Annotated in this window: 19 protein-coding genes; 11 read left to right on the top strand and 8 right to left on the bottom strand. The window is 73.2% G+C overall.

Features of this window, described 5'->3' with window-relative positions; all coding sequences use genetic code 11:
* Positions 1–86: 86 nt before the first annotated feature.
* The gene (locus tag EDJALFJO_RS21415) at positions 87–2294 is read left to right on the top strand and encodes a glycoside hydrolase family 3 N-terminal domain-containing protein (RefSeq protein WP_088288414.1); all 2208 of its coding nucleotides are present in this window, start codon (positions 87–89) and stop codon (positions 2292–2294) included.
* A 24-nt stretch (positions 2295–2318) separates the two neighbouring features.
* Here EDJALFJO_RS21415 and EDJALFJO_RS21410 read toward each other — a convergent pair whose 3' ends face one another.
* Positions 2319–3296: a LacI family DNA-binding transcriptional regulator gene (locus EDJALFJO_RS21410; protein ID WP_088288413.1), complete on the bottom strand. Its 978-nt coding sequence runs from the start codon at positions 3294–3296 to the stop codon at positions 2319–2321.
* A 151-nt stretch (positions 3297–3447) separates the two neighbouring features.
* Positions 3448–4218, bottom strand: coding sequence for a FadR/GntR family transcriptional regulator (locus EDJALFJO_RS21405; protein ID WP_088288412.1), 771 nt, complete (start codon positions 4216–4218; stop codon positions 3448–3450).
* Positions 4219–4382: 164 nt separating this feature from the next.
* Between EDJALFJO_RS21405 and EDJALFJO_RS21400 the strand changes: the two genes are divergently transcribed.
* The 8 genes from EDJALFJO_RS21400 (at position 4383) to EDJALFJO_RS21365 (ending at position 12222) form a co-directional block, all read left to right on the top strand.
* Positions 4383–5531 (top strand): mandelate racemase/muconate lactonizing enzyme family protein, encoded by a 1149-nt coding sequence (locus tag EDJALFJO_RS21400; RefSeq protein WP_088288328.1) that lies wholly within the window; start codon positions 4383–4385, stop codon positions 5529–5531.
* On the top strand, positions 5528–6430 hold the full coding sequence (locus EDJALFJO_RS21395; protein WP_088288327.1) for an amidohydrolase: 903 nt from the start codon (positions 5528–5530) through the stop codon (positions 6428–6430). Before EDJALFJO_RS21400 ends, EDJALFJO_RS21395 begins: the two co-directional genes overlap by 4 nt.
* Entirely contained in the window at positions 6427–7452 is a 1026-nt protein-coding gene (locus tag EDJALFJO_RS21390) for a zinc-binding dehydrogenase (protein ID WP_369812563.1), read from the top strand. Before EDJALFJO_RS21395 ends, EDJALFJO_RS21390 begins: the two co-directional genes overlap by 4 nt.
* Entirely contained in the window at positions 7445–8221 is a 777-nt protein-coding gene (locus EDJALFJO_RS21385; protein WP_088288326.1) for an SDR family oxidoreductase, read from the top strand. The genes EDJALFJO_RS21390 and EDJALFJO_RS21385 overlap by 8 nt, the downstream gene beginning before the upstream one ends.
* A gap of 89 nt (positions 8222–8310) precedes the next feature.
* Complete coding sequence (locus EDJALFJO_RS21380; protein WP_088288325.1) at positions 8311–9558, top strand: ABC transporter substrate-binding protein; 1248 nt, start codon at positions 8311–8313, stop codon at positions 9556–9558.
* 85 nt (positions 9559–9643) lie between these two features.
* Positions 9644–10564 carry a carbohydrate ABC transporter permease gene (locus EDJALFJO_RS21375; RefSeq protein WP_198950517.1) on the top strand — a complete coding sequence of 307 codons (921 nt, stop codon included), beginning with the start codon at positions 9644–9646 and terminating at the stop codon, positions 10562–10564.
* 4 nt (positions 10565–10568) lie between these two features.
* The gene (locus tag EDJALFJO_RS21370) at positions 10569–11402 is read left to right on the top strand and encodes a carbohydrate ABC transporter permease (protein ID WP_088288324.1); all 834 of its coding nucleotides are present in this window, start codon (positions 10569–10571) and stop codon (positions 11400–11402) included.
* A 58-nt stretch (positions 11403–11460) separates the two neighbouring features.
* Positions 11461–12222: an SDR family oxidoreductase gene (locus tag EDJALFJO_RS21365; protein WP_088288409.1), complete on the top strand. Its 762-nt coding sequence runs from the start codon at positions 11461–11463 to the stop codon at positions 12220–12222.
* A gap of 87 nt (positions 12223–12309) precedes the next feature.
* On the opposite strand, the gene EDJALFJO_RS21360 is transcribed toward EDJALFJO_RS21365, so the two are convergent.
* The 6 genes from EDJALFJO_RS21360 to EDJALFJO_RS21335 all read right to left on the bottom strand — a co-directional run bounded on the left by EDJALFJO_RS21360 (position 12310) and on the right by EDJALFJO_RS21335 (position 19546).
* A complete protein-coding gene (locus EDJALFJO_RS21360) occupies positions 12310–13314 on the bottom strand; it encodes a sugar phosphate isomerase/epimerase (protein WP_088288323.1) in 1005 nt (334 codons plus the stop codon).
* Between the two features lies 1 nt (position 13315).
* Positions 13316–14536: a Gfo/Idh/MocA family protein gene (locus tag EDJALFJO_RS21355; protein ID WP_088288322.1), complete on the bottom strand. Its 1221-nt coding sequence runs from the start codon at positions 14534–14536 to the stop codon at positions 13316–13318.
* Positions 14533–15600 (bottom strand): substrate-binding domain-containing protein, encoded by a 1068-nt coding sequence (locus EDJALFJO_RS21350; RefSeq protein WP_088288321.1) that lies wholly within the window; start codon positions 15598–15600, stop codon positions 14533–14535. Before EDJALFJO_RS21350 ends, EDJALFJO_RS21355 begins: the two co-directional genes overlap by 4 nt.
* A 96-nt stretch (positions 15601–15696) precedes the next feature.
* Positions 15697–16671 (bottom strand): ABC transporter permease, encoded by a 975-nt coding sequence (locus tag EDJALFJO_RS21345; RefSeq protein ID WP_233149963.1) that lies wholly within the window; start codon positions 16669–16671, stop codon positions 15697–15699.
* A 95-nt stretch (positions 16672–16766) separates the two neighbouring features.
* Positions 16767–18278 carry a sugar ABC transporter ATP-binding protein gene (locus EDJALFJO_RS21340; RefSeq protein WP_088288408.1) on the bottom strand — a complete coding sequence of 504 codons (1512 nt, stop codon included), beginning with the start codon at positions 18276–18278 and terminating at the stop codon, positions 16767–16769.
* A gap of 35 nt (positions 18279–18313) precedes the next feature.
* Complete coding sequence (locus tag EDJALFJO_RS21335; protein WP_088288319.1) at positions 18314–19546, bottom strand: ROK family transcriptional regulator; 1233 nt, start codon at positions 19544–19546, stop codon at positions 18314–18316.
* A gap of 186 nt (positions 19547–19732) precedes the next feature.
* Between EDJALFJO_RS21335 and EDJALFJO_RS21330 the strand changes: the two genes are divergently transcribed.
* Both EDJALFJO_RS21330 and EDJALFJO_RS21325 read left to right on the top strand, forming a co-directional pair.
* The gene (locus EDJALFJO_RS21330) at positions 19733–20509 is read left to right on the top strand and encodes a ThuA domain-containing protein (protein ID WP_198950536.1); all 777 of its coding nucleotides are present in this window, start codon (positions 19733–19735) and stop codon (positions 20507–20509) included.
* The gene (locus EDJALFJO_RS21325) at positions 20506–21687 is read left to right on the top strand and encodes a Gfo/Idh/MocA family protein (RefSeq protein ID WP_088288317.1); all 1182 of its coding nucleotides are present in this window, start codon (positions 20506–20508) and stop codon (positions 21685–21687) included. Before EDJALFJO_RS21330 ends, EDJALFJO_RS21325 begins: the two co-directional genes overlap by 4 nt.
* Positions 21688–21878: the final 191 nt, after the last annotated feature.

The following is a 21878-nucleotide window of genomic DNA, read 5'->3' as shown; positions in this document are numbered from 1 at the left end:
CACCGTCGGAAGGTTCCACTGTGACCCAGCTGCACCACGCCCCGCAGGCCGTCGCCGCCGACCGCGTCGCCGGGCTCCTCGCCCGGATGACGCTCGAGGAGAAGCTGGCCCAGATCGTCGGCTTCTGGGACAAGGACGCCGGGGAGGCGGTCGCGCCGCTGCAGGACAACTTCGCGCCGCCGGCGAGCCTGGACGACGCGGCCCGGCACGGCCTGGGCCATCTGTCGCGGGTGTACGGCACCCGGCCGGTGGACGCCGGGGAGCGGCTGAGCTGGCTGTGGGGCCGCCAGCGACGGTTCGTCACCGAGACCCGCCTCGGCATCCCGGCGCTCGTCCACGAGGAGTGCCTCACCGGGCTCGCCGCGTGGGGAGCCGCGACCTTCCCGGTGCCGACGGCTTGGGGCGCCGCCTTCGACCCCGCGCTCGTGGAGCGGATGGGTGCGGCGATCGGCCGGTCCATGCGCGGTCTCGGGGTCCACGTGGGTCTGGCTCCGGTGCTGGACGTCATCCGCGACCCGCGGTGGGGGCGGGTCGAGGAGTGCGTCTCGGAGGACCCGTACCTCGTGGGCACCGTCACGACGTCGTACGTCCGCGGGCTCCAGTCCGAGGGTGTGCACGCCACCCTGAAGCACTTCGTCGGACACTCCGGTCCTCAGTCCGGCCGCAACTTCGGGCCGGTGCACGCCGGGCCGCGCGAGCTCCGGGACGTGTTCATGGTGCCGTTCGAGATGGCGCTGCTGGACGGCGGCGCGCGGTCGGTGATGCCCGCGTACAACGAGGTCGACGGGGTGCCCGTGGCCGCCGACGAGCGGCTGCTCACCGATGTCCTGCGCGGCGAGTGGGGCTTCGACGGGACCGTCCTCGCCGACTACTTCGAGGTCGCCTTCCTGCACGTGCTGCACGGCGTCGCGGCCGACCTGGCGGACGCGGCGGGTCAGGCCCTGGCGGCCGGCATCGACGTCGAGCTCCCGACCGGCGACGCCTACCTCGCCCCGCTGGCCGCGGCGGTGCGCAGCGGCGCCGTCGACGAGGCCCTCGTGGACCGGGCGGTCCGCAGGGCCCTGCGGCAGAAGGAGGAGCTCGGTCTGCTCGACGCGACGTTCGAGGGCGAGCCGCCGGTCGCGCCCGACCTGGACGACGCCGAGCACCGCGACATCGCGCGTCGCCTCGCCGAGGAGTCGGTGGTCCTGCTCACGAACGACGGGACCCTGCCGCTCGCCGCGCCGCGTCGCGTCGCGGTCCTCGGGCCGAACGCCGACCGGACGGAGGCGATGTTCGGCTGCTACTCCTTCGTCAACCACGTGCTGCCGCACCACCCCGGGACCGAGGCGGGGATCGCCGTCCCGACGGTGCTGGACGCGCTGCGCGGCGAGCTGCCCGGGACCGAGGTCGTGCACGTCGCAGGGTGCGACGTCGAGGGGGACGACACCGCCGGGATCGCCGCGGCGTGCGCCGCCGCGCAGGGCGCCGACGTCGCGGTCGTCGTCGTCGGCGACCAGGCCGGGCTGTTCGGCCGCGGGACCGTCGGCGAGGGCAACGACCGCGAGGACCTCGAGCTGCCCGGTGCGCAGCGTCTGCTCGTCGAGGAGGTCCTGGCGACCGGGACGCCCGTCGTGCTCGTGCTGGTGACAGGACGCCCCTACGCGGTCGGCTGGGCGCTGGACAGGTGCGCGGCCGTCGTCCAGGCGTTCTTCCCCGGCGAGGAGGGCGGTCCGGCGATCGCCGGGGTCCTCGGCGGGCGGGTCAACCCCTCCGGCCGGCTGCCCGTGAGCATGCCCCGTTCCGCCGGGGCACAGCCGTTCTCGTACCTGCGTCCGCAGCTGGGGACGGACGGCGAGGTGACGAGCCTGTCCAGCGCTCCCGCGCTGCCCTTCGGGCACGGCCTGTCGTACACCGAGTTCCGTTACGAGGACCTCGCGGTCCTGGGCACGCCCACGACGGGCGGCGGCCTGCTGGTGTCGGTGCAGGTGTGCAACACCGGGCCGACGGCCGGCGACGACGTCGTCCAGCTCTACGGCCGCGATCTCTTCGCGAGCGTCACGCGTCCTGTCGCGCAGCTGCTCGGCTACCGCCGGGTCCACCTCAAGCCCGGGGCCGGGGCCGTCGTGCGGTTCCGGGTCCCGGCAGGACGCCTCGCGTTCACCGGGCGTGACGGCCGTCGCGTCGTCGAGCCGGGCGACCTCGAGCTGTGGGTCGGGACGTCGGCCGACCGGGCGGTGCAGACCTCGACGGTGATCGAGGGACCGGTGCACCCGGTGACCGTGTCCGACGGGCGATGGACCGTTGCCGAGTGAGCTCCGCCCGGGCCCGGTGACGGGTCAGAGCGCCCGGCAGGTCGCGCGTTCGACCATCGTCGTGGGGAGGTGGACGTGCACCGGGTCCGGCGTGGCGCCGGCGAGCATCGCCACGAGCATCCGCAGCGCCGTCGCCCCGATCGCCTTGAGCGGCTGCGCGATGGTCGTCAGCGGGGGAGTCGCCAGGGCCGACTCGGGCACGTTGTCGAAGCCGATGACGGACAGGTCCGCCGGGACGGCGAGACCCAGCGAGTCCGCCACCTCCATCGTGCGGATCGCCGACAGGTCGTTGGCCGCGAACACCGCCGTGGGCCGGTCCGGGCGGGTCAGCAGCTCGCGGGCCGGCGCCTCGGCCGACTCGGCGCGGAACCCGCCCACGACGACGAGGCTCTCGTCGACCTCGACCCCGGCCCGGGCCATCGCGTCGCGGAACCCGCGTTCGCGCAACCTGGCCGACTCCAGGTCCGGCCGCCCGCTGAGGTGCGCGATCCGGCGGTGCCCCAGGGACAGGAGGTACTCGGTGGCGTGCACGGCGCCGGTGTGGTTGTCGGCGTCGACCGTCGGGACGTCGAGCGGCCCGGTGTGCGGGTCGACGGCGACGACGGGGATGCCGCCGATGCTCGCGTCGACGATCGTCGGGGTCACGACGATGGCGGCGTCGATGACGGACCCCGCCAGCCGGACCAGCGACCTGCGCTCCCAGCCCACGGTGTCGTGATGCCCGCCCGAGTACGCGATCAGCTCGTAGCCGGTGTCGCCGATCGCCTCCGACACGCCCTTGAGGAGCTCGGTGCTGAACGGCTCGAACTCGGCGACGAGCACGCCGATCACGTTGGTCCGCAGGCTGCGCAGGCTCCGTGCGCCCAGGCTGCCCTCGTACCCGAGGTCGGCGATGACACCCATGACCTTCGCGAGCGTGGCCTGTGAGACGCCGTAGCGGCCGTTGACCACCTTGGAGACGGTCGCCACGGAGACGCCGGCCTCGCGGGCGACGTCCGCCATCTTCACGCGGCCGAGGGGTTGCACATCCGGATCCTACCGATGTGCAACGACTCCTTCGGGTCGCTTCTGACAACGTTATCGCCGAGATCGTTCGCAGGCGGCGCCGCCGGTGTCGGCGGACGCCCGCGAGGACGGGCCGCGTGCGACCGGGTCAGCGGGCCAGCCGGGTCGCGTCCCCGCGGCCCTCGCGCCGGACGAGCCAGGCCTCGGTGATGTGGGTGAACATCGCCTCGGACGCCTGCTCCGGGCGGTGGGCGGCGATGGTCTCGTAGATCCGGCGGTGACCGCGGTTCGACGCGACGCACTGCTCGCGGTACGGGTGCCCCATGTAGCGCACCGTGTTGACGACCTGGCTCTCCAGCGCCCGCACGACCGCCCGGGCGATCCGGTTGCCGGACGTCTGCATCACCAGGTCGTGGAAGGCGCGGTCGTGCTCGGCGTAGGCGACGTGGTCGTCGACGAGGTCGTCCATCCGGTCGACGAGCGCCCGCAGGCGCCCGACGATCTCGTCGTCCGCCAGGCGGGCGGCCACGAACGCCATGTCGGACTCCAGCAGCCGCCGGGTGACCACGAGGTCGTCCAGCGCCGCCAGCCCGTCCTCCTGGCCGATCGTCGCCGCGAGCACCAGCTCGTCGAGCAGGTTCCACAGGGCGGGCTGGGTCACGGTCGTCCCGGACCCCTGGCGGACCTGGACCAGGCCCTTCTCCTGCAGCATCTTCACGGCCTCGCGGACGACGGTCCGGCTCACCGAGAACGTCTCGCACAGCACGGGTTCGGTCGGCAGCGGCGACCCCGGCGGGTGCGCGCCGCCGACGATCCGGGCGACGAGCTCCGCCGCCACCGCGCTGGCGAGGTTCGCCGGCCGGCGGGCCCACGGCGGCGCGGCGCCCGCGGTCGCGGGTGCCTGGTCCGAAGCCGTCATGGTCCCTCCGGTCGTGCCGCCGGACACCCGAGTCCGGTCGCGCCGAGTATAGCCACCCCAGACGTTGACATCATTCGTCATACGACTTACGTTTGCCGCCGATGTCGGCGGCGCGCCGTCGCCGGCATCCGGGGCACGACGTCGACGGAGCAGGAGGGGACGCCATGCAGGTCACGGGCTACCGGGCCCTGACGACGCTCCAGCGCTGGGGTCGTCCGGTCGGCGACGCCAACGGGGCGTTCTCCGACGGCCTCGTCCCGGTGCCGCTCGTGCTCGTCGACACCGACGAGGGCGTCACCGGGGTCGGGCTCGGCCCGCACGTCGGGCTCGACGCGGTGTTCGCCGCGATCGAGGGCGAGGACCCGCGCTGCGTCACGGCGCTCTACGACCGGATGCTGCGCCGCACGTTCAAGGCGGGGCACGCCGGAGCGGTCTTCGGCACGATCGGTGCGCTCGACACCGCCCTGTGGGACATCAAGGCCCAGCTGGCCGGGGAGCCGCTGTGGCGCCTCCTCGGCGGTCGCGACCGCACCGTCACCGCGTACGCCTCCGGCCTCGACATGGGGCTGCCGGACGACGCCCTCGTCGAGGTCTACCGGGCGTACGCGGAGCGCGGTGTGCGGGCCGCAAAGCTCAAGGGCGGCCTCGACGTCGACGAGGACCGCCGCCGGCTCGGCCTCGTCCGCGACGTGCTCGCGGACACCTCCGGCGGAGGTCGCCCCGGGCTCATGCTCGACGCCAACGAGTCCTGGACGCGCAAGCAGGCCGTGCGGCACGTCCACGAGCTCGAGCGGTCGCTCGACCTGATCTGGGTGGAGGAACCCGTCCGGCGCTGGGACGCCGAGGGGCTGGCCACGGTCGGCCGCGGGATCCGGGCGTCGGTCGCGACCGGCGAGAACCTCACCGGGTTGGAGCAGTTCCGGCCCCTGCTCGCGGCCGGGGCCGTCGACATCGTGCAGACCGCCGCGGTCTGGGGCGTCACGCACTTCCTGCGCGTCGCGGCCCTCGCGCAGGCGCACGACCTGCCGGTGAGCCCGATCGGGACGACGCCGACAGGGCTGCTGCACGCCGCCACCGCGGTGCCGAACCACATCGCCAGCGAGCTCCAGGACCTCGTGCCGCCGGTCGGGCTGCTCGTCGACGTCCGGGTCGAGGACGGCGCCTTCGTCCTCGGCGACAGCCCGGGTCTCGGGATCGTCGTCGACGAGGCCGCCGTGGCGGCCGTCGCGGCCGGCGAGCGGCCGCCCCCGTCCGGTCCCCACGTGCGGCCGGCCCGTGCCGGTCACCGCCTCGTCCCGGACCGGACGCCGTGAGCGCCGGCTACGTCGACGCCCACGTCCACCTGTGGGATCCCGGGCGCTTCACGTACCCGTGGCTCACCGGGTCGGCCGGGCTGGACCGGCCGTTCCTCGCGCCCGACCTGCTGGCCGCCGCCCGGTCCGCCGGTGCGCCCCCGGCCGGGGTCGTCGTCGTGGAGGCCGACCGGCTGCCACGGCAGGCGCGCGCGGAGGCGCAGTGGGTGCTGGCGGCGTCGACCCCGGACCTGCCCGTCCTCGGTGCCGTGGCACACGTCCCGTTCGGCCCCGGTACCGGCACCGGCCCCGCGACCACCGCCGGGGCGCTGGACGACCTGGCGGACCTGGTCGGCCTCGCGGGGGCCCGTCGCCTGCTCCAGGACGAAGCGCCGGGCTTCCTGGCCCGGCCGGACGTCGTCGCGGCGGTCGCGGCGATCGGTGCGCGCGGGCTGCCGTTCGACCTGTGCGTCCGCAGCCGGCAGCTGCGGGAGGCCGTCGAGCTGGTCGGGTGCCTGCCGGACGTCGAGTTCGTGCTCGACCACCTGGGCAAGCCGCGGATCACCGCTGACGCGTACGGCCCGTGGGCGCAGGACCTGCGGCGGCTGGCGGCGCTGCCGAACGTCCGGTGCAAGCTCTCCGGTCTCGTCACGGAGGCCGACCCGGACCACCGCGCGGCGTCCGACCTGCTGCCCTTCCTGCGCCACGCGCTCGACGTCTTCGGCCCCGGCCGGTGCCTGTTCGGCAGCGACTGGCCGGTGCTGACGCTCGTGACCACCTACGACCACTGGCTCGACGTCGTGCTGCAGGCGGTCGACGACCTCGACGGTGCGGCGCGCGACCTCGTCATGCGCGCCAACGCGGTCGCCACGTACACCCGGCCCCTCGCCACGACGACCGCAGGACGGAGGTGCTCGTGATGCGCGCCGTGCACTACACCGGAGCCGGTGCTCTCGAGGTCGCGGACGTCGAGGACCGGCCGCCCGGCGCCGGGCAGGTCACGCTCGACGTGGCGTACACCGGGATCTGCGGGACCGACCTGCACGTGCTGCACGGCGAGATGGACGCCAGGGTCAGGACTCCCGCCGTCCTCGGTCACGAGATGTCCGGCCGGGTCCGGTCGGTCGGGGCCGGTGTCACCGGGTGGGCGACGGGCGACCCCGTCACGGTGATGCCGCTGCGCTGGTGCGGCACCTGCCCGGCCTGCCGCCGCGGGTTCAGCCATGTCTGCCAACGGCTCGACTTCGTCGGGATCGACTCCCCGGGCTCGCTGCAGGAGCGCTGGACGGTGCCCGCCGAGCTGCTCGTCCGGCTGCCCGACGGCCTCGCGCTGCAGGCCGCCGCGCTCGTCGAGCCGACCGCCGTCGCCGTCCACGACGTCCGGCGCGCCGCACCGCGGCCGGGGGAACGTGCCCTCGTCGTCGGAGCCGGGCCGGTGGGCCTGCTCGTCGCACTCGTCACCCGGGCCGCGGGCGCCGAGCCGCTCGTCGCCGAGGTGGACGCCGTCCGCCGCCACCAGGCGCAGGCGCTCGGTCTGCAGGTGGTCGACCCGCGGGCGGCGTCCGTCCCGGAGGTCGTCGCGCAGTGGTCGGCGGGGGCGGGGGCGGACCTGGCGTTCGAGGTCTCGGGCTCGGGTCCCGGTCTGGACGACGCGGTGCAGTCGCTCGCGGTCCGGGGCCGGTTGGTCGTCGTGGGCATCCACCCGCACCCGCGACCGGTCGACCTGTTCCGCGTGTTCTGGCGCGAGCTCACCCTGCTCGGCGCCCGGGTGTACGAGCGGGCGGACGTCGAACGTGCCGTCGAGCTCGTCGCCGCCGGCGTCGTCCCCGCCGACCGGCTGGTCACCCGGGTCGTGCCGCTGGAGGCGGCGCCGGACGCCTTCGCCCGGCTCGACGCGGGCGGGGAGCTCAAGGTCCTCGTGAGGTGCGGGTCCGATGCCTGAGCCGACCACGAACCCCTTCGACCTCACCGGTCGGCTGGCCGTCGTCACGGGCGCGCGCCGCGGGCTCGGGCTGGCGATGGCGACGGCCCTCGCCGCGGCCGGCGCCGACGTCGTCGGGGTGTCGGCCCACCTCGAGGCGGAGGGCAGCGACGTCCAGCGCGCGGTCGAGGCGCTCGGCCGGTCCTTCACCGGGTACCGGGTCGACCTCGCGGACCGGGCGGCCGTGGCCGACCTCGCCGAGACGCTCTGCTCGGGCGAGCGCCCCGTCGACGTGCTCGTCAACAACGCCGGGACGATCGAACGGGCTCCGGCGGTCGACCACACCGACGAGATGTGGGACCGGGTGCTCGAGGTCGACCTGTCCAACCAGTTCGTCCTCACCCGCCGGGTCGGCCGGGACATGGTCCGCCGGGGCCGCGGCAAGGTGCTGTTCACGGCCTCGCTGCTCAGCTTCCAGGGCGGCCTCAACGTCGCGGCGTACACCGCGGCCAAGTACGGGCTCGCCGGGCTGACCAAGGCGCTCGCGAACGAGTGGGCGCCGCACGGCGTGAACGTCAACGCCGTCGCACCGGGCTACGTCGCGACCGACAACACCCGGGCGCTGCGGGACGACCCGGCCCGCGCCCGGTCGATCCTCGACCGGATCCCGGCCGGTCGCTGGGGCACCCCTGCCGACCTCGCCGGCGCGACCGTCTTCCTCGCATCGGCCGCCTCCGACTACGTCCACGGGGTCGTGCTCCCCGTGGACGGCGGGTGGCTGGGGCGATGACCGCCCCGGCCGCCGCGCCCCACCGCCGGTCCGCCCGGCTCGCTCCCCCACCGCCGTCCTCCGACGGCACTCACGAGAGGAACACCCAGATGCCCACACCTCGAAAGCGCGTCCGCGTCCGGCAGGTCCTCGCCGGCGCCTGCGCTGTGCCGCTGGTGCTGTCGGCCTGCGGCGGAGGCAGCGACGCCCCGTCCGGCGGCAGCAGCGGCGCGGCGGCGGTCACCTCCCTGCGCGTCCTGGACTACTACGCCAACGAACCCGACAACACCGTCGTCCAGCAGACCGTGGAGGCCTGCGGCACCCAGATCGGGGTGAAGATCGAGCGCGAGGCGGTACCCGGCGACAAGCTCATCGCCAAGGTGCTGCAGCAGAGCTCGTCGAAGACGCTCCCCGACGTCCTCATGCTCGACAACCCCGACCTGCAGCAGATCGCGGCCTCCGGCGCCCTCGCCCCGCTGGACGACTTCGGGCTGAAGGCCGACGGGTACCAGCAGGGTGTCGTGGACGCCTCGACCTACGAGGGCAAGCTGTACGGGCTGCAGCCGGTCACCAACACGATCGCCCTCATCTACAACAAGGACATCCTCGCCGAGGCGGGCGTGAGCGTGCCGACGACGTGGGACGAGCTCGAGGCGGCCTCGAAGAAGCTCACGAAGGGCGACCGGTACGGCGTCGCCTTCTCCGCGATCAACACGTTCGAGGGGACCTGGCAGTTCCTGCCCTTCATGTGGTCGAACGGCGGCGAGGAGAAGGACATCGCGACCCAGCAGACGGCGGACGCCCTCCAGCTGTGGGTCGACCTCGTCAAGGACGGGTCCGCCTCCAAGTCGGTCGTCACCTGGTCCCAGGCCGACGTGAACGACCAGTTCAAGGCCGGCAAGGCCGCCATGATGGTCAACGGGCCGTGGCAGTTCCCGGTGCTCGACTCGGTGGCTGGCCTGAACTACGACGTCGTGCCGGTCCCGGTGCCCAAGGCCGGGATGACGTCGGTCGCGCCGCTGGGCGGCGAGACCTGGACCGTGCCGCAGACGGGTGACAAGGCGCGGCAGGCCGCTGCCGCCAAGGTCGTGGCCTGCCTCAACTCCGACGCCAACCAGCTCGCGCTCGCCAAGGCCCGGCAGACCGTGCCGACCAGGACGAGCCTGCTCGGCGAGTTCGTGGCGCAGAACCCGAAGATGAAGGGCTTCACCGACGCGGTGCAGACGGCCCGTTCCCGGACCGGACAGCTCGGCCCGGACTGGCCGAAGGCGGCGACGAAGATCTACACCGCGATGCAGTCGGCGATGACGAGCGGCGAGGCTCCGCTGTCGGCGCTGCAGCAGGCACAGGCGGGCTGACGGCCCGGGCATGAACGCGCTGGAGACGCCGGTGGGCGGGAGAACGGCCCCCGCCCACCGGCCGATGTCGGACCGGAGGTGGCCGATGCTCCCGCTCGCACGCCGGCCGCGCCGGCGGACCGGTGGCCGGGTGCAGCACCTGGGGCGGGCGCTGTTCGTCGCGCCCGCCGCGCTGTACATGCTGGCCTTCTACGGGTACCCGCTCGTCAAGAACCTCGTGATGGGCTTCCAGGAGTACACGACCCGCACGTTCTTCACGGGCGAGGCCCCCTGGGTGGGCCTGGCGAACTACGAGCAGGTCATGGGCTCGCCGATCTTCGGCAGGTCGCTCGTCAACACGCTCCTGTTCACCGCGGGCTCGATCCTCGGGCAGTTCACCATCGGCCTGGCGCTCGCGGTCTTCTTCCGGCGCACGTTCCCGGGCGCCGGTGTGCTGCGCTCGCTGCTGCTGATGCCGTGGCTCATCCCGCTCATCGTGTCCGGCGCGGTGTGGAAGTGGATCCTCGACCAGGACAACGGGGCCCTGAACCGGATGCTGCGGGCCACGCAGCTGACCGACGCCCGCCCCGGCTGGCTGACCAGCACCACTCTCGCGCTCGCCGCGGTCGTCATGGTGAACATCTGGATCGGCATCCCGTTCAACGCCACGATCCTCTTCGGTGGCCTGCAGGACATCCCCGACGAGCTGTACGAGGCGGCGGCGCTCGACGGCGCGACCGGGTGGCGGGCGTTCCGGTACGTCACCTGGCCGCTGCTCCGCCCGGTCGTCAACGTGGTGCTCGTGCTCGGGGTGGTCTACACGCTCAAGGTCCTGGACATCATCCTCGGCCTGACCAAGGGCGGGCCCGCCAACGCGACGCAGACCCTGGCCACGCAGGCCTACCAGCTGTCCTTCGTCGAGTTCGACTTCGGGCAGGGGGCCGCGACGGGCAACCTGCTCATCCTCGTGTCGTTGCTGTTCGCCGTGCTGTACCTGCGCCTGAGCCGGCAGCGGGAGCAGGGGTGAGGCGATGACGACCGCATCCTCCGTGAGCCGGGGCCGGAGCGGCTGGGGGTCGACCGCGGTGGCGGTGCTGCTCGTCGCGGTGATGCTCTTCCCGGTCTACTGGATGCTCAACGTGTCGCTGCAGCCCGGTGGTGGTGGTGCCGTCGCGAGCCCGTGGCTGCCCCTGCACCCGGACGTGTCCGGCTACGCCAAGGCGCTGCGCGACCAGGGCCCGCACCTGCTGACCAGCCTCGTGGTGTCGCTGGGCAGCGTCGTCGTGAGCCTCGTCCTCGCGACGCCCGCGGCGTACGCCCTCGCCCAGTTCCGGCTGCGGTTCACCGACGCGTTCCTGCTGGGCATCCTCGTCAGCCAGATGGTGCCCGGCATCGTCGTGGCCAACGCGCTCTACGGGGTCTACAGCGACCTGGGTCTGCTGAACTCGTTGCCCGGGCTGGTGCTCGCCGACTCCAGCACCGGGATCCCGTTCGCCGTCCTCGTGCTGCGGGCCTTCATGGCCACGGTGCCGGGCGAGGTCGTCGAGGCCGCGCGGGTCGACGGCGCGGGTGAGCTGAGGACGTTCTGGTCCGTCGTCGTGCCGATGAGCCGCAACGCGCTCGTCACGGCAGGGCTGTTCACGTTCCTCTTCACGTGGAGCGACTTCCTCTTCGCCCTGACGCTCACCACGACGGACGACGTCCGGCCCGTCACCCTGGGGCTCTACCAGTACATCGGGTCGTACGTGCAGGACTGGAGCGCGGTCATGGCGACCGCCGTCCTCGCGTCCCTGCCTGCCGTCGTCCTGCTCCTCGTCGCGCAGAAGTACGTCGCCGCCGGCGCGACGGCAGGGGCGCTCAAGTAGCCCGACGCTCCGGCGCGCGGTGCGCCGGGGTCACGTTCCCGACCGGAGGATGACGACGATGTCCCAGCCAGGTGCTCCTGCCCCCTACCCGAACGGCACGTACCCGGCCGAGGACCTCACCGGGAGGTCCGCGGTGATCAGCGGGGCGAGCTCGGGCATCGGGGAGGCCCTCGCGCACGCGCTGGCCGCCCGGGGTGCCCGGGTCGCCCTGCTCAGTCGCAGCGGGCGCGGCCCGCAGCTGCCCGGTGCGCTCTCCCTGGCCGTCGACGTCACGGACGCCGAGGCGGTGGACGCTGCCGTGGGCGCCGCCGTCGCCGAGTTCGGTGGTCTCGACATCGCGGTGGCGAACGCGGGGGTCGGCTCGTACGGCGGCTTCCTCGACGTCCCGCGTCGTCACGACGCGGAGATGGTCGCCACGAACGTGACAGGCACGATCAACCTCTACCGGGCAGCGGTCCCGTACCTGCTGGAGCGCGGCCGCGGCGACCTCGTCACCGTGACGAGCGAGGCGGGACGGCGAGGCTTCCCGGGCGAGGCGGTGTACTGCGCCACGAAGTTCGCCCAGGTGGGGCTGACCCGGGCGCTCGACGGGGAGCTGCGCGAGCACGGGATCCGCGCGACGAACATCTGCCCGGGCGGCGTCTGGACGAACTTCGCCATGGGGGACGGGCGGGGTCGTCAGCACGGCAGCGCCCAGGTCGAGGACATGATGCGCGCGGACGACGTCGCCGAGCTCATCGTCTTCGTGCTGACGCGCCCCCGGCACATGCGCATCCTCGAGACAGCGCTGCGGCCGATGTCGGAGCAGCAGTGGGGATGACCCCACGGGGGTAAGGGCTGACGACGGCCGGGGGTCGCCGCACGGCGACCCCCGGCCCCGGCCCTGCGAGGAGCCGCTGGGAGGCGGCTACTCGGAGGAGAACGCGGCGTCGAACGCGGTGGCCGGCGGGTCGAACGCGAGCCGGCGGACGAACTCCAGCGCCTCGGGCGCGCCGACGAGCCGGTCCATCCCGGCGTCCTCCCACTCGACCGAGATCGGGCCCGCGTAGCCGATCGTGTTGAGCATCCGGAAGCACGCCTCCCACGGCACGTCGCCGTGACCGGTGGACACGAAGTCCCAGCCGCGGCGCGGGTCCGCCCAGGCGAGGTGCGACCCCATGCGGCCGTTGCGCCCGTTCCCGACCTGGCGCTTCGCGTCCTTGCAGTCCACGTGGTAGATCCGGTCCCGGAAGTCCCACAGGAAGCCCACCGGGTCGAGGTCCTGCCAGACGAAGTGGCTCGGGTCCCAGTTGAGCCCGAACGCCGGGCGGTGCCCGATCGCCTCCAGCGTCCGCACCGTCGTCCAGTAGTCGTAGGCGATCTCCGACGGGTGAACCTCGTGGGCGAACCGGACCCCGACCGCGTCGAACACGTCCAGGACCGGGTTCCACCGGTCCGCGAAGTCGGCGTACCCCCGGTCGACGAACTCCTGGGTCGCGGGCGGGAACATCGCGACGGCCTTCCAGATGCTCGAGCCGGTGAAGCCCACGACGACGTCGACGCCGAGCGCCTTCGCCGCGTGGGCCGTGGCCTCCATCTCCCGGGCGGCGCGCCGGCGCACGCCCTCGGGGTCGCCGTCGCCCCAGATCCGGGCGGAGACGATGCCCCGGTGCCGTTCGTCGATCGGGTCGTCGCAGACGAGCTGGCCGGCGAGATGGTTGGAGATCGCCCACGTCTGCAGCCCGTGACGCTCGAGCACGTCCCGGCGGCTGCGGGCGTAGGCGTCGTCCTCGGTGGCCCGGACGACGTCCAGATGGTCGCCCCAGCAGGCGATCTCGAGTCCGTCGTAGCCCCAGCCGGAGGCGAGCCGGGCCACCTCCTCGAAGGGCAGGTCCGCCCACTGGCCGGTGAAGAGCGTGACAGGTCGAGCCATCTCACAACCTCCCGTTCGTCGCTGCGGTGTCCGGCGCGGGGTCGTTGCCGCACCCGGTCCACCGCCCCTCGTTCGCCGCGGACTCCTCGACCGCGGCGAGCACGCGCTGCACCTGGAGCCCGTCGGCGAACGACGGGCTCGGGTCACGCCCGGCGGCGATGTCGCCCAACAGGTCGACGACCTCGTGCGTGAACGTGTGCTCGTAGCCGATCAGGTGACCGGGCGGCCACCAGGCCGCCATGTACGGATGCGTCGGCTCGGTGACCTGGATCCGGGTGAACCCTGCCCCGTCGGCGGGTGCGGTCCCGTCGTACACCTGCAGCTCGTTCATGGCGTCGAAGTCGAAGGCCAGCGAACCCTTGCTGCCGTTGACCTCCAGCCGCAGGGCGTTCTTGCGGCCGGTGGCGAAACGCGTGGCCTCGAACGCGCCGAGCGCACCGCCGTCGAAGCGCGCGAGGAACAGTGCGGCGTCGTCGACCGTGACCGCGCCGGTGTCGTCGGACCCGGCGGACGCCGACAGCCCGGCGGAGGCGGTGGGCAGCGGCCGCCGGCGGACGAACGTCTCCGTCATCGCGTTGACACCCCGGATCCGTTGCCCGGTGACGAACTGGGCGGCGTCGACGATGTGCGCGCCGATGTCGCCGAGCGCGCCCGAGCCGGCCCGCTCCTTCTGGAGCCGCCACACGAGAGGGAACGCGGGGTCGACGATCCAGTCCTGCAGGTACTGCGCGCGCACGTGCCGGATCTCGCCGAGCCGACCGGCCGCGACCAGCTGCCGGGCGAGAGCCAGCGCCGGGACCCGGCGGTAGTTGAACCCCACCATGGACCGCACCCCGCGGGCGGCGGCCCTGGCCGCTGCCGCGGCCATCTGCTCGGCCTCGGCGACGGTGTTCGCGAGCGGCTTCTCGCAGAGCACGTGCTTGCCTGCCTCGAGCGCGGCCACGGCGATCTCGGCGTGACTGTCCCCCGGGGTGCAGACGTCGACGAGGTGGACGTCGTCCCGGTCGAGCACCTGGCGCCAGTCGGTGGTGACCTCCGCCCAGCCGAGCCGGGAGGCCGCCGTGGTGACGGCCTCCCGGTCGCGACCGCACAGCACGCGCCGGTCGACCTCGTACGGCAGGTCGAAGAACCGGCCCGCGGTGCGCCAGGCCTGGGAGTGCGCGGCCCCCATGAAGGCGTAGCCGACGAGCGCCACCCCGAGCCGGGAGGGTGGCGCACTCACGACGCGAAGCCGAGCGGGAGGTACTTGTCCACGTTCTCCTTCGTCACGGTGGCGCTCGCGAGCGTGATGGAGGCAGGGATCTCGTTCTCGACGAGGTCGCCCATCCCGTTGCCCTGGGCCACGAGACGGGCCAGGTTGATCGCGGACGAGGCCATCGTCGGCGGGTACGTCACGGTGCACTTCAGCACGCCGGAGTCGGCCTTGATGAGGTCCATGGCGTTGCGCGAGCCGGCACCACCGACCATGAAGAACTCCTTGCGGCCGGCCTGGTCGATCGCGGCGAGCACACCGATGCCCTGGTCGTCGTCGTGGTTCCACACGGCGTCCAGCTTCGGGGCCGCCTGCAGCAGGTCGGCGGTCACCTTCTGCCCGGACTCGACGGTGAACTCGGCCGACACCTGGCGCGACACCTTGAACCCGAACGTTGCCAGCGCGTCCGCGAAGCCCTTGGAACGCTCCTGGGTGAGCTGGAGGTTGGCGATGCCCTGGACCTCCCCGATCACCGGGGCGCTGACGCCCTTGGCCTTGAGCTGCTCGCCGATGTAGCGGCCGGCAGCCACCCCCATGCCGTAGTTGTCGCCGCCGATCCACGTCCGGGAGCCGCGCGGCGAGGCGAAGATCCGGTCCAGGTTGATGACCGGGATCCCGGCCTCCATCGCCGTGATGCCGATCTCGGTGAGGGCGTTGCCGTCGAACGGCAGGATCACCAGCGCGTCGACCTTCTTGTCGATGAGGGTCTGCACCTGGCTGATCTGCTGGTTGACGTCGTTGCTGCCCTCGACCGCCTCGAGCGTCACGTCGCTGAAGGTGGCGGCCTGGCTCTTCGCGTTGGTCGTGATCGCGGCGATCCAGCCGTGGTCGGCGGCCGGCGCCGAGAAGCCGATCGTCACGGGGGTTCCGGCCGCCGCGGCCGCGGCCGTGGTGGCGGCCGTCGCGGCGGTCGTCGCGCTCTCGGCAGGGCTGTTGCTCGTGCAGGCCGCGAGGGCGGCACCGGCACCGAGCGCTCCGGCACCGAACAGGAGGCGGCGTCGGTCGAGCATGGGCTGGGCGGGGTTCTCGGACATGGCGGGACACACCTTTCGCGTGGATGGGGACACGGGGAACAGGCAGTGCCGTGCAGAACGGACAGGACGGGACACGACGCGTGATGGCGTCGGGACTCAGGTGGGTGCTGGGCTCGACCGGGTCCCCGTGCGGCGCTGGATCAGCACGGCGGCGACGATGATCGCTCCCTTGGCGATGTTCTGGACGTCGGTCGAGAGGTTGTTGAGGATGAAGATGTTGGTGATCGTGGTGAACACGAGCACGCCGAGGAGGGCGCCGACGATGGTGCCGCGACCGCCGGTCAGCAGGGTGCCGCCGATGATGGCCGCCGCGATGGCGTCGAGCTCGTAGAGCGAGCCGTGGGTGCTGGAGCCGGTGGTGGTGCGCGCCATGATCATCACGGCGGCGATGCCGCAGCAGACGCCCGAGATGACGTACAGGCTCGCCGTGACGCGCCGCACGTCGATCCCGGCCAGCCGGGCGGCCTCGCTGTTGCCGCCCACCGCGACGAGCCGGCGCCCGAAGGTCGTGCGCTCGAGAAGGAACCAGCCGACGAGGCCGGTGGCGAGCAGCACCAGGACCAGGGCGGGGACGCCGAGCACGTCGGTCGTGGCGATCCGCTTGATCGCGTCCTGGGTCACGAGCTGGGTGCGGTTCTCGGCCATCCGCGCGGCCAGCCCCCGGGCCGCGACGAGCATCGCCAGGGTGGCGATGAACGGAACCAGACGGCCGTAGGAGATGAGAAGCCCGTTGACGAGACCGGCACCGGCACCGACCAGGACAGCGCAGAGGACCATCACCACCGGCCCGTACGACTGCGTCTGGAGGGTCGTCGCCCAGACGGAGGCCAACGCCACGATCGCACCGACGGACAGGTCGATCCCGCCGCCGATGATGACGAGGGTCGCGCCGACCGTGACGACGCCGATGACCGAGGAGCTCACCAGGATGTTGCGCAGGTTGCTCCCGGTGAGGAACGCGTCGCTCGTCACCGAGCCTGCGACGACGAGCAGGACGAGGACGACGACCAGGCCGGCGTCGGCGAACCTCAGGCCCCGGGCGAGGCCGCTGCGTGCGGGATGCGCCGCCACCACCTCGTGCACGGGACCGGGCGGGGGCTCGGCGGCCCCTGTGCCCTCTGCGACTGTGCCCTCTGCGACGGTCGGTCCCGTCACGCCTGCGTCGCTCACACCGGGCTCCCTTCCATGAGGAGGTTGAGGACCGCGTCCTCGTCGAGGTCGGCGGCGAGCGCCTCGTGCACGATGTGCCCGTCCCGCATGACGAGGACCCGGTCGGACAGGCCGAGCACCTCGGTGACGTCGCTCGACACGAGCAGGACGCCCATGCCGTCGCCGGCGAGCCGACGGATGAGCTCGTAGAGCTCGAGCCGGGCGCCGACGTCCACGCCGCGCGTGGGTTCGTCGAGAAGGAGCAACCGCGTGGACCCCAGCAGCCAGCGGGCGAGAACCACCTTCTGCTGGTTGCCGCCGGACAGGTTCCGCGCGGGCCGCGTCACCGCCGTCGGGCGGATCTCCAGCTCCTGCACGGACCGCGCCGCCTGCAGCCGCTCGGCGCGACGGTCGAACCACCCCGCACGGGCGAAGCGGGACAGCGACGCGAGCGTGATGTTGCGGGAGACGGGCTGGTCGAGCAGCAGGGCCTGCGCCTTCCGTTCCTCGGGGGCCAGTCCGAGGCCGGCCCGGACGGCTGCTGTCACGGCTCCGGGGCGCAGCGGGCGGCCGTCGACGAGCACCTGCCCTCCGGTGCGCCGTCGCGCGCCGTAGATGGTCTCGAGCAGCTCGGAGCGTCCGGAGCCGACGAGCCCGGCGATGCCGACGACCTCGCCGGCGGCGACGGTCAGGTCGACGTCGCGGAGCACGCCGTCCAGGGCGAGGCCGTGCACCTCCAGCAGCGCCGCGCCGGGCGTCGCCGCGGCGTCCGGCCGGTCGTCGCCGGCCGGCGTGCGCCGCTGCGGGAAGGCCCGCTCCATCGCGCGGCCCGTCATGAGGCCGACGATCTTCTGCGTCGGGGTGGTGCGGGCGGGCAGGTCCGTCGCGACGGTGCGGCCGTCCTTGAGGACCGTCACGACGTCCCCGATCCGGCGGATCTCCTCGAGCCGGTGGGAGATGTACACGACCGCGACGCCGGCCGCGGTGAGCTCGCCGATGACCCGGAACAGGTTGTCGACCTCGGCCTGCGCCAGGGCGGCCGTGGGCTCGTCCATGACGATCAGGCGTGCGTCGTGGACGAGTGCGCGCGCGATGCTGACGATCTGCCGGCTCGCGGGGGACAGGTCGACGACCTCGCTGTCGGGGTCGATGTCCTGGTGCCCCAGCCGGCGCAGGGCCTCGCCGGTCGCCCGCCGTTGCGGACGGCGGTCGAGCATGCCACCGCGGGACCGCTCCTGGCCCAGGTAGACGTTGTCGGCGATCGTCAGGCCGTCGACGAGGTCGAGCTCCTGGTAGATCGTGGCGATCCCCTGCCGCAGGGCGTCGCTCGGCCGGGCCAGGACGAGCTCCGAGCCGCGCCACAGGATCTCTCCCGCGTCGGGCCGCTGCGCGCCGGAGAGGATCTTGATGAGGGTCGACTTGCCGGCGCCGTTCTGCCCGAGCAGGCAGTGCACCTCGCCGGGGTGCACCGTCAGGTCGATCCCGTCGAGCGCCCGGACGCCCGGGAACTGCTTGACGATCCCTCGCATCTGCAGGAGGGGGACCTGTGCGACGTCGCCCGGCGTCACGGGACGGACCCGGGCGTTCGGCGCGGTCGCGGGTCCGCTTCGGCCAGGGTGCTGAACGCGGACTCGGAGACGAACCGGGCCGCGCCGACGACACCCGCCGTTCCGCCCAGCTCGGAGAGCACGATCGGCAGGTTCCCGGTGGCCAGCGGCAGGGACCTGCGGTAGACGACGCTGCGGATCTCGGCGAGCAGCCGGTGCCCGAGCCCGGCGACGCCCCCGCCGATGACGACCATGGCCGGGTTGAAGAAGCTGACCAGCGTGGCGAGGGCCGCACCCAGCCTGGCGCCGCCGTCCCGGATCAGGGCGACAGCGGCCGGGTCGCCGGCCGCCGCGGCCTCCCCGACGTCGCGGGCCGTCAGCCGGCCGGTGGCGCGCAGGCGTTCGGCGAGCACGTCCGAGCGCCCGGACCGGGCGGCCGCTTCGGCGTCCCGTGCGAGCGCCGCACCTCCGAAGTAGGCCTCGAGGCACCCGGTGTTGCCGCAGGTGCACGTGGGGCCCGACTCGTCGACCGCGATGTGGCCGATGTCCCCGGCGCAGCCGCCGACACCCCGGTAGACCTCTCCGTGGACGACGATGCCGCAGCCGATCCCCGTGCCCACCTTGACGAACAGGAAGTCCCGGACGCTGCGGGCCGTGCCGGCATGGAGCTCCCCGAGAGCCATGATGTTGACGTCGTTGTCGACGAGGACCGGTGCTCCGAGCCGCGCCGACAACGTGTCGCGGACGGGGAAGTGGTTCCAGCCCGGCATGATCGGCGGGAACACCGGTGCGCCCTCGCGCTGGCTCACGGGACCGGGCACGCCGACGCCGATGCCGTGCAGCTGCGGGGCGGACCCGTCCGCCCGGAGCTTCTCGACGAGGCTGACCGCGTGCTGCAGGACGGCGACGGGACCCTGCCGGATGTCGATCTCGTCCGCCGTGTGCGCCAGGATCCGCAGCTCGCCGTCGGTGATCGCGACGTCGACCGACGTCGCCCCGATGTCGATGCCCACGAACCGCAGGCCGGAGCCCAGGGACACCAGATGGGACCGGCGCCCGCCGCGCGATCTCGCCAGCCCCGGCATCTCGACCAGCCCGAGGTCGGTGAGCCGGTCCAGCTCCAGGGCCACCTTCGAGCGGGACAGGCCCACGCGGTCACCGAGCTCGGCGCGGGACAGGCGCCCGTTGTCGCGCAGCAGGCCCAGCAGGGCCGCCTGGTGCCGGTTCTCGGGGCGGGGCAGGAGTTCCATGTCGACCCCTCCGGGCTGGGAGCGATTCCAGCGTCACGCTAGTGACTTTGTACGTCCATGGGAAGACTTTGTTCTGCAAATGGAAGAAGAAGTGCCCCGCTTGTGGTTGTCCGTACCGTTGATGCGGGCGCAAGGAGCGGTCACGCTAGCATAGTCATCATTCGTCATACGTCTGGGAGGTGCGTCATCACTGGACCGATCCGCGTCGTCGTCTGGGGCGAGAACCGGCACGAGAAGCTCGACGAGCGCGTACGAAGCCACTACCCGGACGGCATGCACACGACGATCGGCGCCGGCATCGCCGAGAACCTCGCCGACCGGTGCGAGGTGACGACGGTGACCCTCGACGACCCCGAGCACGGCCTCACCGAGGACGTGCTCGCACGGACCGACGTCCTCGTCTGGTGGGGGCACGCCGCGCACGCGGAGGTCGCCGACGAGGTCGTCGAGCGGGTCCACCGGCACGTCCTGTCCGGCCTGGGCCTCGTCGTCCTGCACTCGGGGCACTGGTCGAAGCTGTTCGTGCGCCTCATGGGGACGACGTGCACGCTGCGCTGGCGCAGCGAGCACGACCGGGAGCTGATCTGGACGGTCGACCCCACGCACCCGATCGCCCGCGGGGTGCCGCACCCGATCGTCATCGACGAGGACGAGATGTACGGCGAGTTCTTCGACATCCCTGTCCCGGACGAGCTCGTCTTCATCAGCACGTTCAGCGGCGGGGAGGCGTTCCGGTCCGGCTGCACCTTCCGCCGGGGCCACGGCAAGATCTTCTACTTCCGGCCCGGGGACCAGGACTACCCGACCTACCACCACCGCGACGTCCGCCGGGTCATCGCGAACGCGGTCGAGTGGGCCGTGACGGACCGGCCTGGGCGCAGCCTCCCGACGCTGCAGCGCTACGACACGGACGACTTCTTCACCGGGCACGACTACACCGGCCCGATCGAGGACGAGGCGTGACCCACCGGCCGTTGGGGATCCCCGCCGACGAGCCGGTGCGGGTCGTGCTCGCCGGCGCCGGGAACATGGGACGCGCCTGGCTGCAGGTGATCTCGGCCGAGCCGGGCGTCGAGCTGGCCGGGGTGGCGGACGTCGACCTCGGCGTCGCGCGGGACGCCGTCGCGCAGGCTGTCGCCCGGAGCGGCTCCCCGGCCGTGCCGGTCGGCACCGACGTCGTCGCGCTCGCGCGGGAGACGGCCGCGCACGCGGTCGTCGACGTGACCGTCCCGTCCGCGCACCACCCGGTGACCACTGCGGTGCTCCTCGCCGGACTGCCCGTGCTCGGCGAGAAGCCGGCCGCGGCCACGCTCGCCGAGGCGCTCTCGCTCTGCGCCGCCGCCGAGGTGACGGGCGAGCTCTTCATGGTCAGCCAGTCGCGCCGCTGGAACCCCCGGCTGGCGGCCTTCCGTGAGACGGCCCGGTCGCTCGGGCCGGTGGGCACCCTGACGACGCAGTTCTTCAAGGCGGCCCACTTCGGCGGGTTCCGCGAGGAGATGGCCGACCCGCTCCTGGTCGACATGGCGATCCACGCGTTCGACAGCGCGCGGTTCCTCCTCGGGAGCGAGCCGACGAGCGTGTACTGCGAGGCCTACAACCCGCCCTGGAGCTGGTTCTCGGGCAACGCGGCGGCGAGCGCGACGTTCGCCATGGACGACGGTGCGCGGTACGTCTACGACGGCTCGTGGTGCGCACCCGGCGCCGAGACGTCGTGGAACGGCGCCTGGCGGGCCGTCGCGGAGCACGGCACGGTGTGCTGGGACGGCGAGGCGGCCCCCGTCGTCTTCACCGAGCCGGACCACGCCGGCCGCCGCTACGTCGAGGGACCCGGCGACCCGGCCGACGGCCGGCCGGCGCCCGTGGTCGACGGTCCTGACGGCATCGCCGGGGCGCTGCGGGCCTTCGTCGCGGCGTTGCGCTCGGGCCGGACGCCGGACGGCGAGGTGCACGGCAACGTCATGAGCCTGGCCATGGTCGAGGCCGCGGTGCGGTCGGCCGCCGGCGGCCGGCGCGTCGTCCTCGACGACGTCTTCGAGGAGGCGCACCGCGAGGCGCTCCGGGCCGAGACCCGCGGCGACATCCGGGTCGCGCTGGACGCGTGGCCCCGTGCCCGCCCCTCCCTGGCGGCCGCCGCGCAGTGACGCCGGCCGCCGTCCGGCCCTAGGGGAGCGCGGTCGGGCAGGGCGGGGCACTGCCATCCCAGGCCTCGTGCGGGGGGACGCCGGCGGCGGCGGACGAGGTGCGGTCGATGAGCATGCGTCGGGAGCCCTTCCGTGGGCGGAGCGTTGCCTCCATGATAGATCCTGGAGAATATAGGATTCGCGCCCGAGAG

Source organism: Kineosporia sp. A_224 (genome assembly GCF_002198655.1).
In the GTDB taxonomy this organism is placed as follows: domain Bacteria; phylum Actinomycetota; class Actinomycetes; order Actinomycetales; family Kineosporiaceae; genus R-H-3.
Note: the sequence above shows the minus strand (reverse complement) of the source record. Positions and strands in the feature narration are given on the sequence as shown.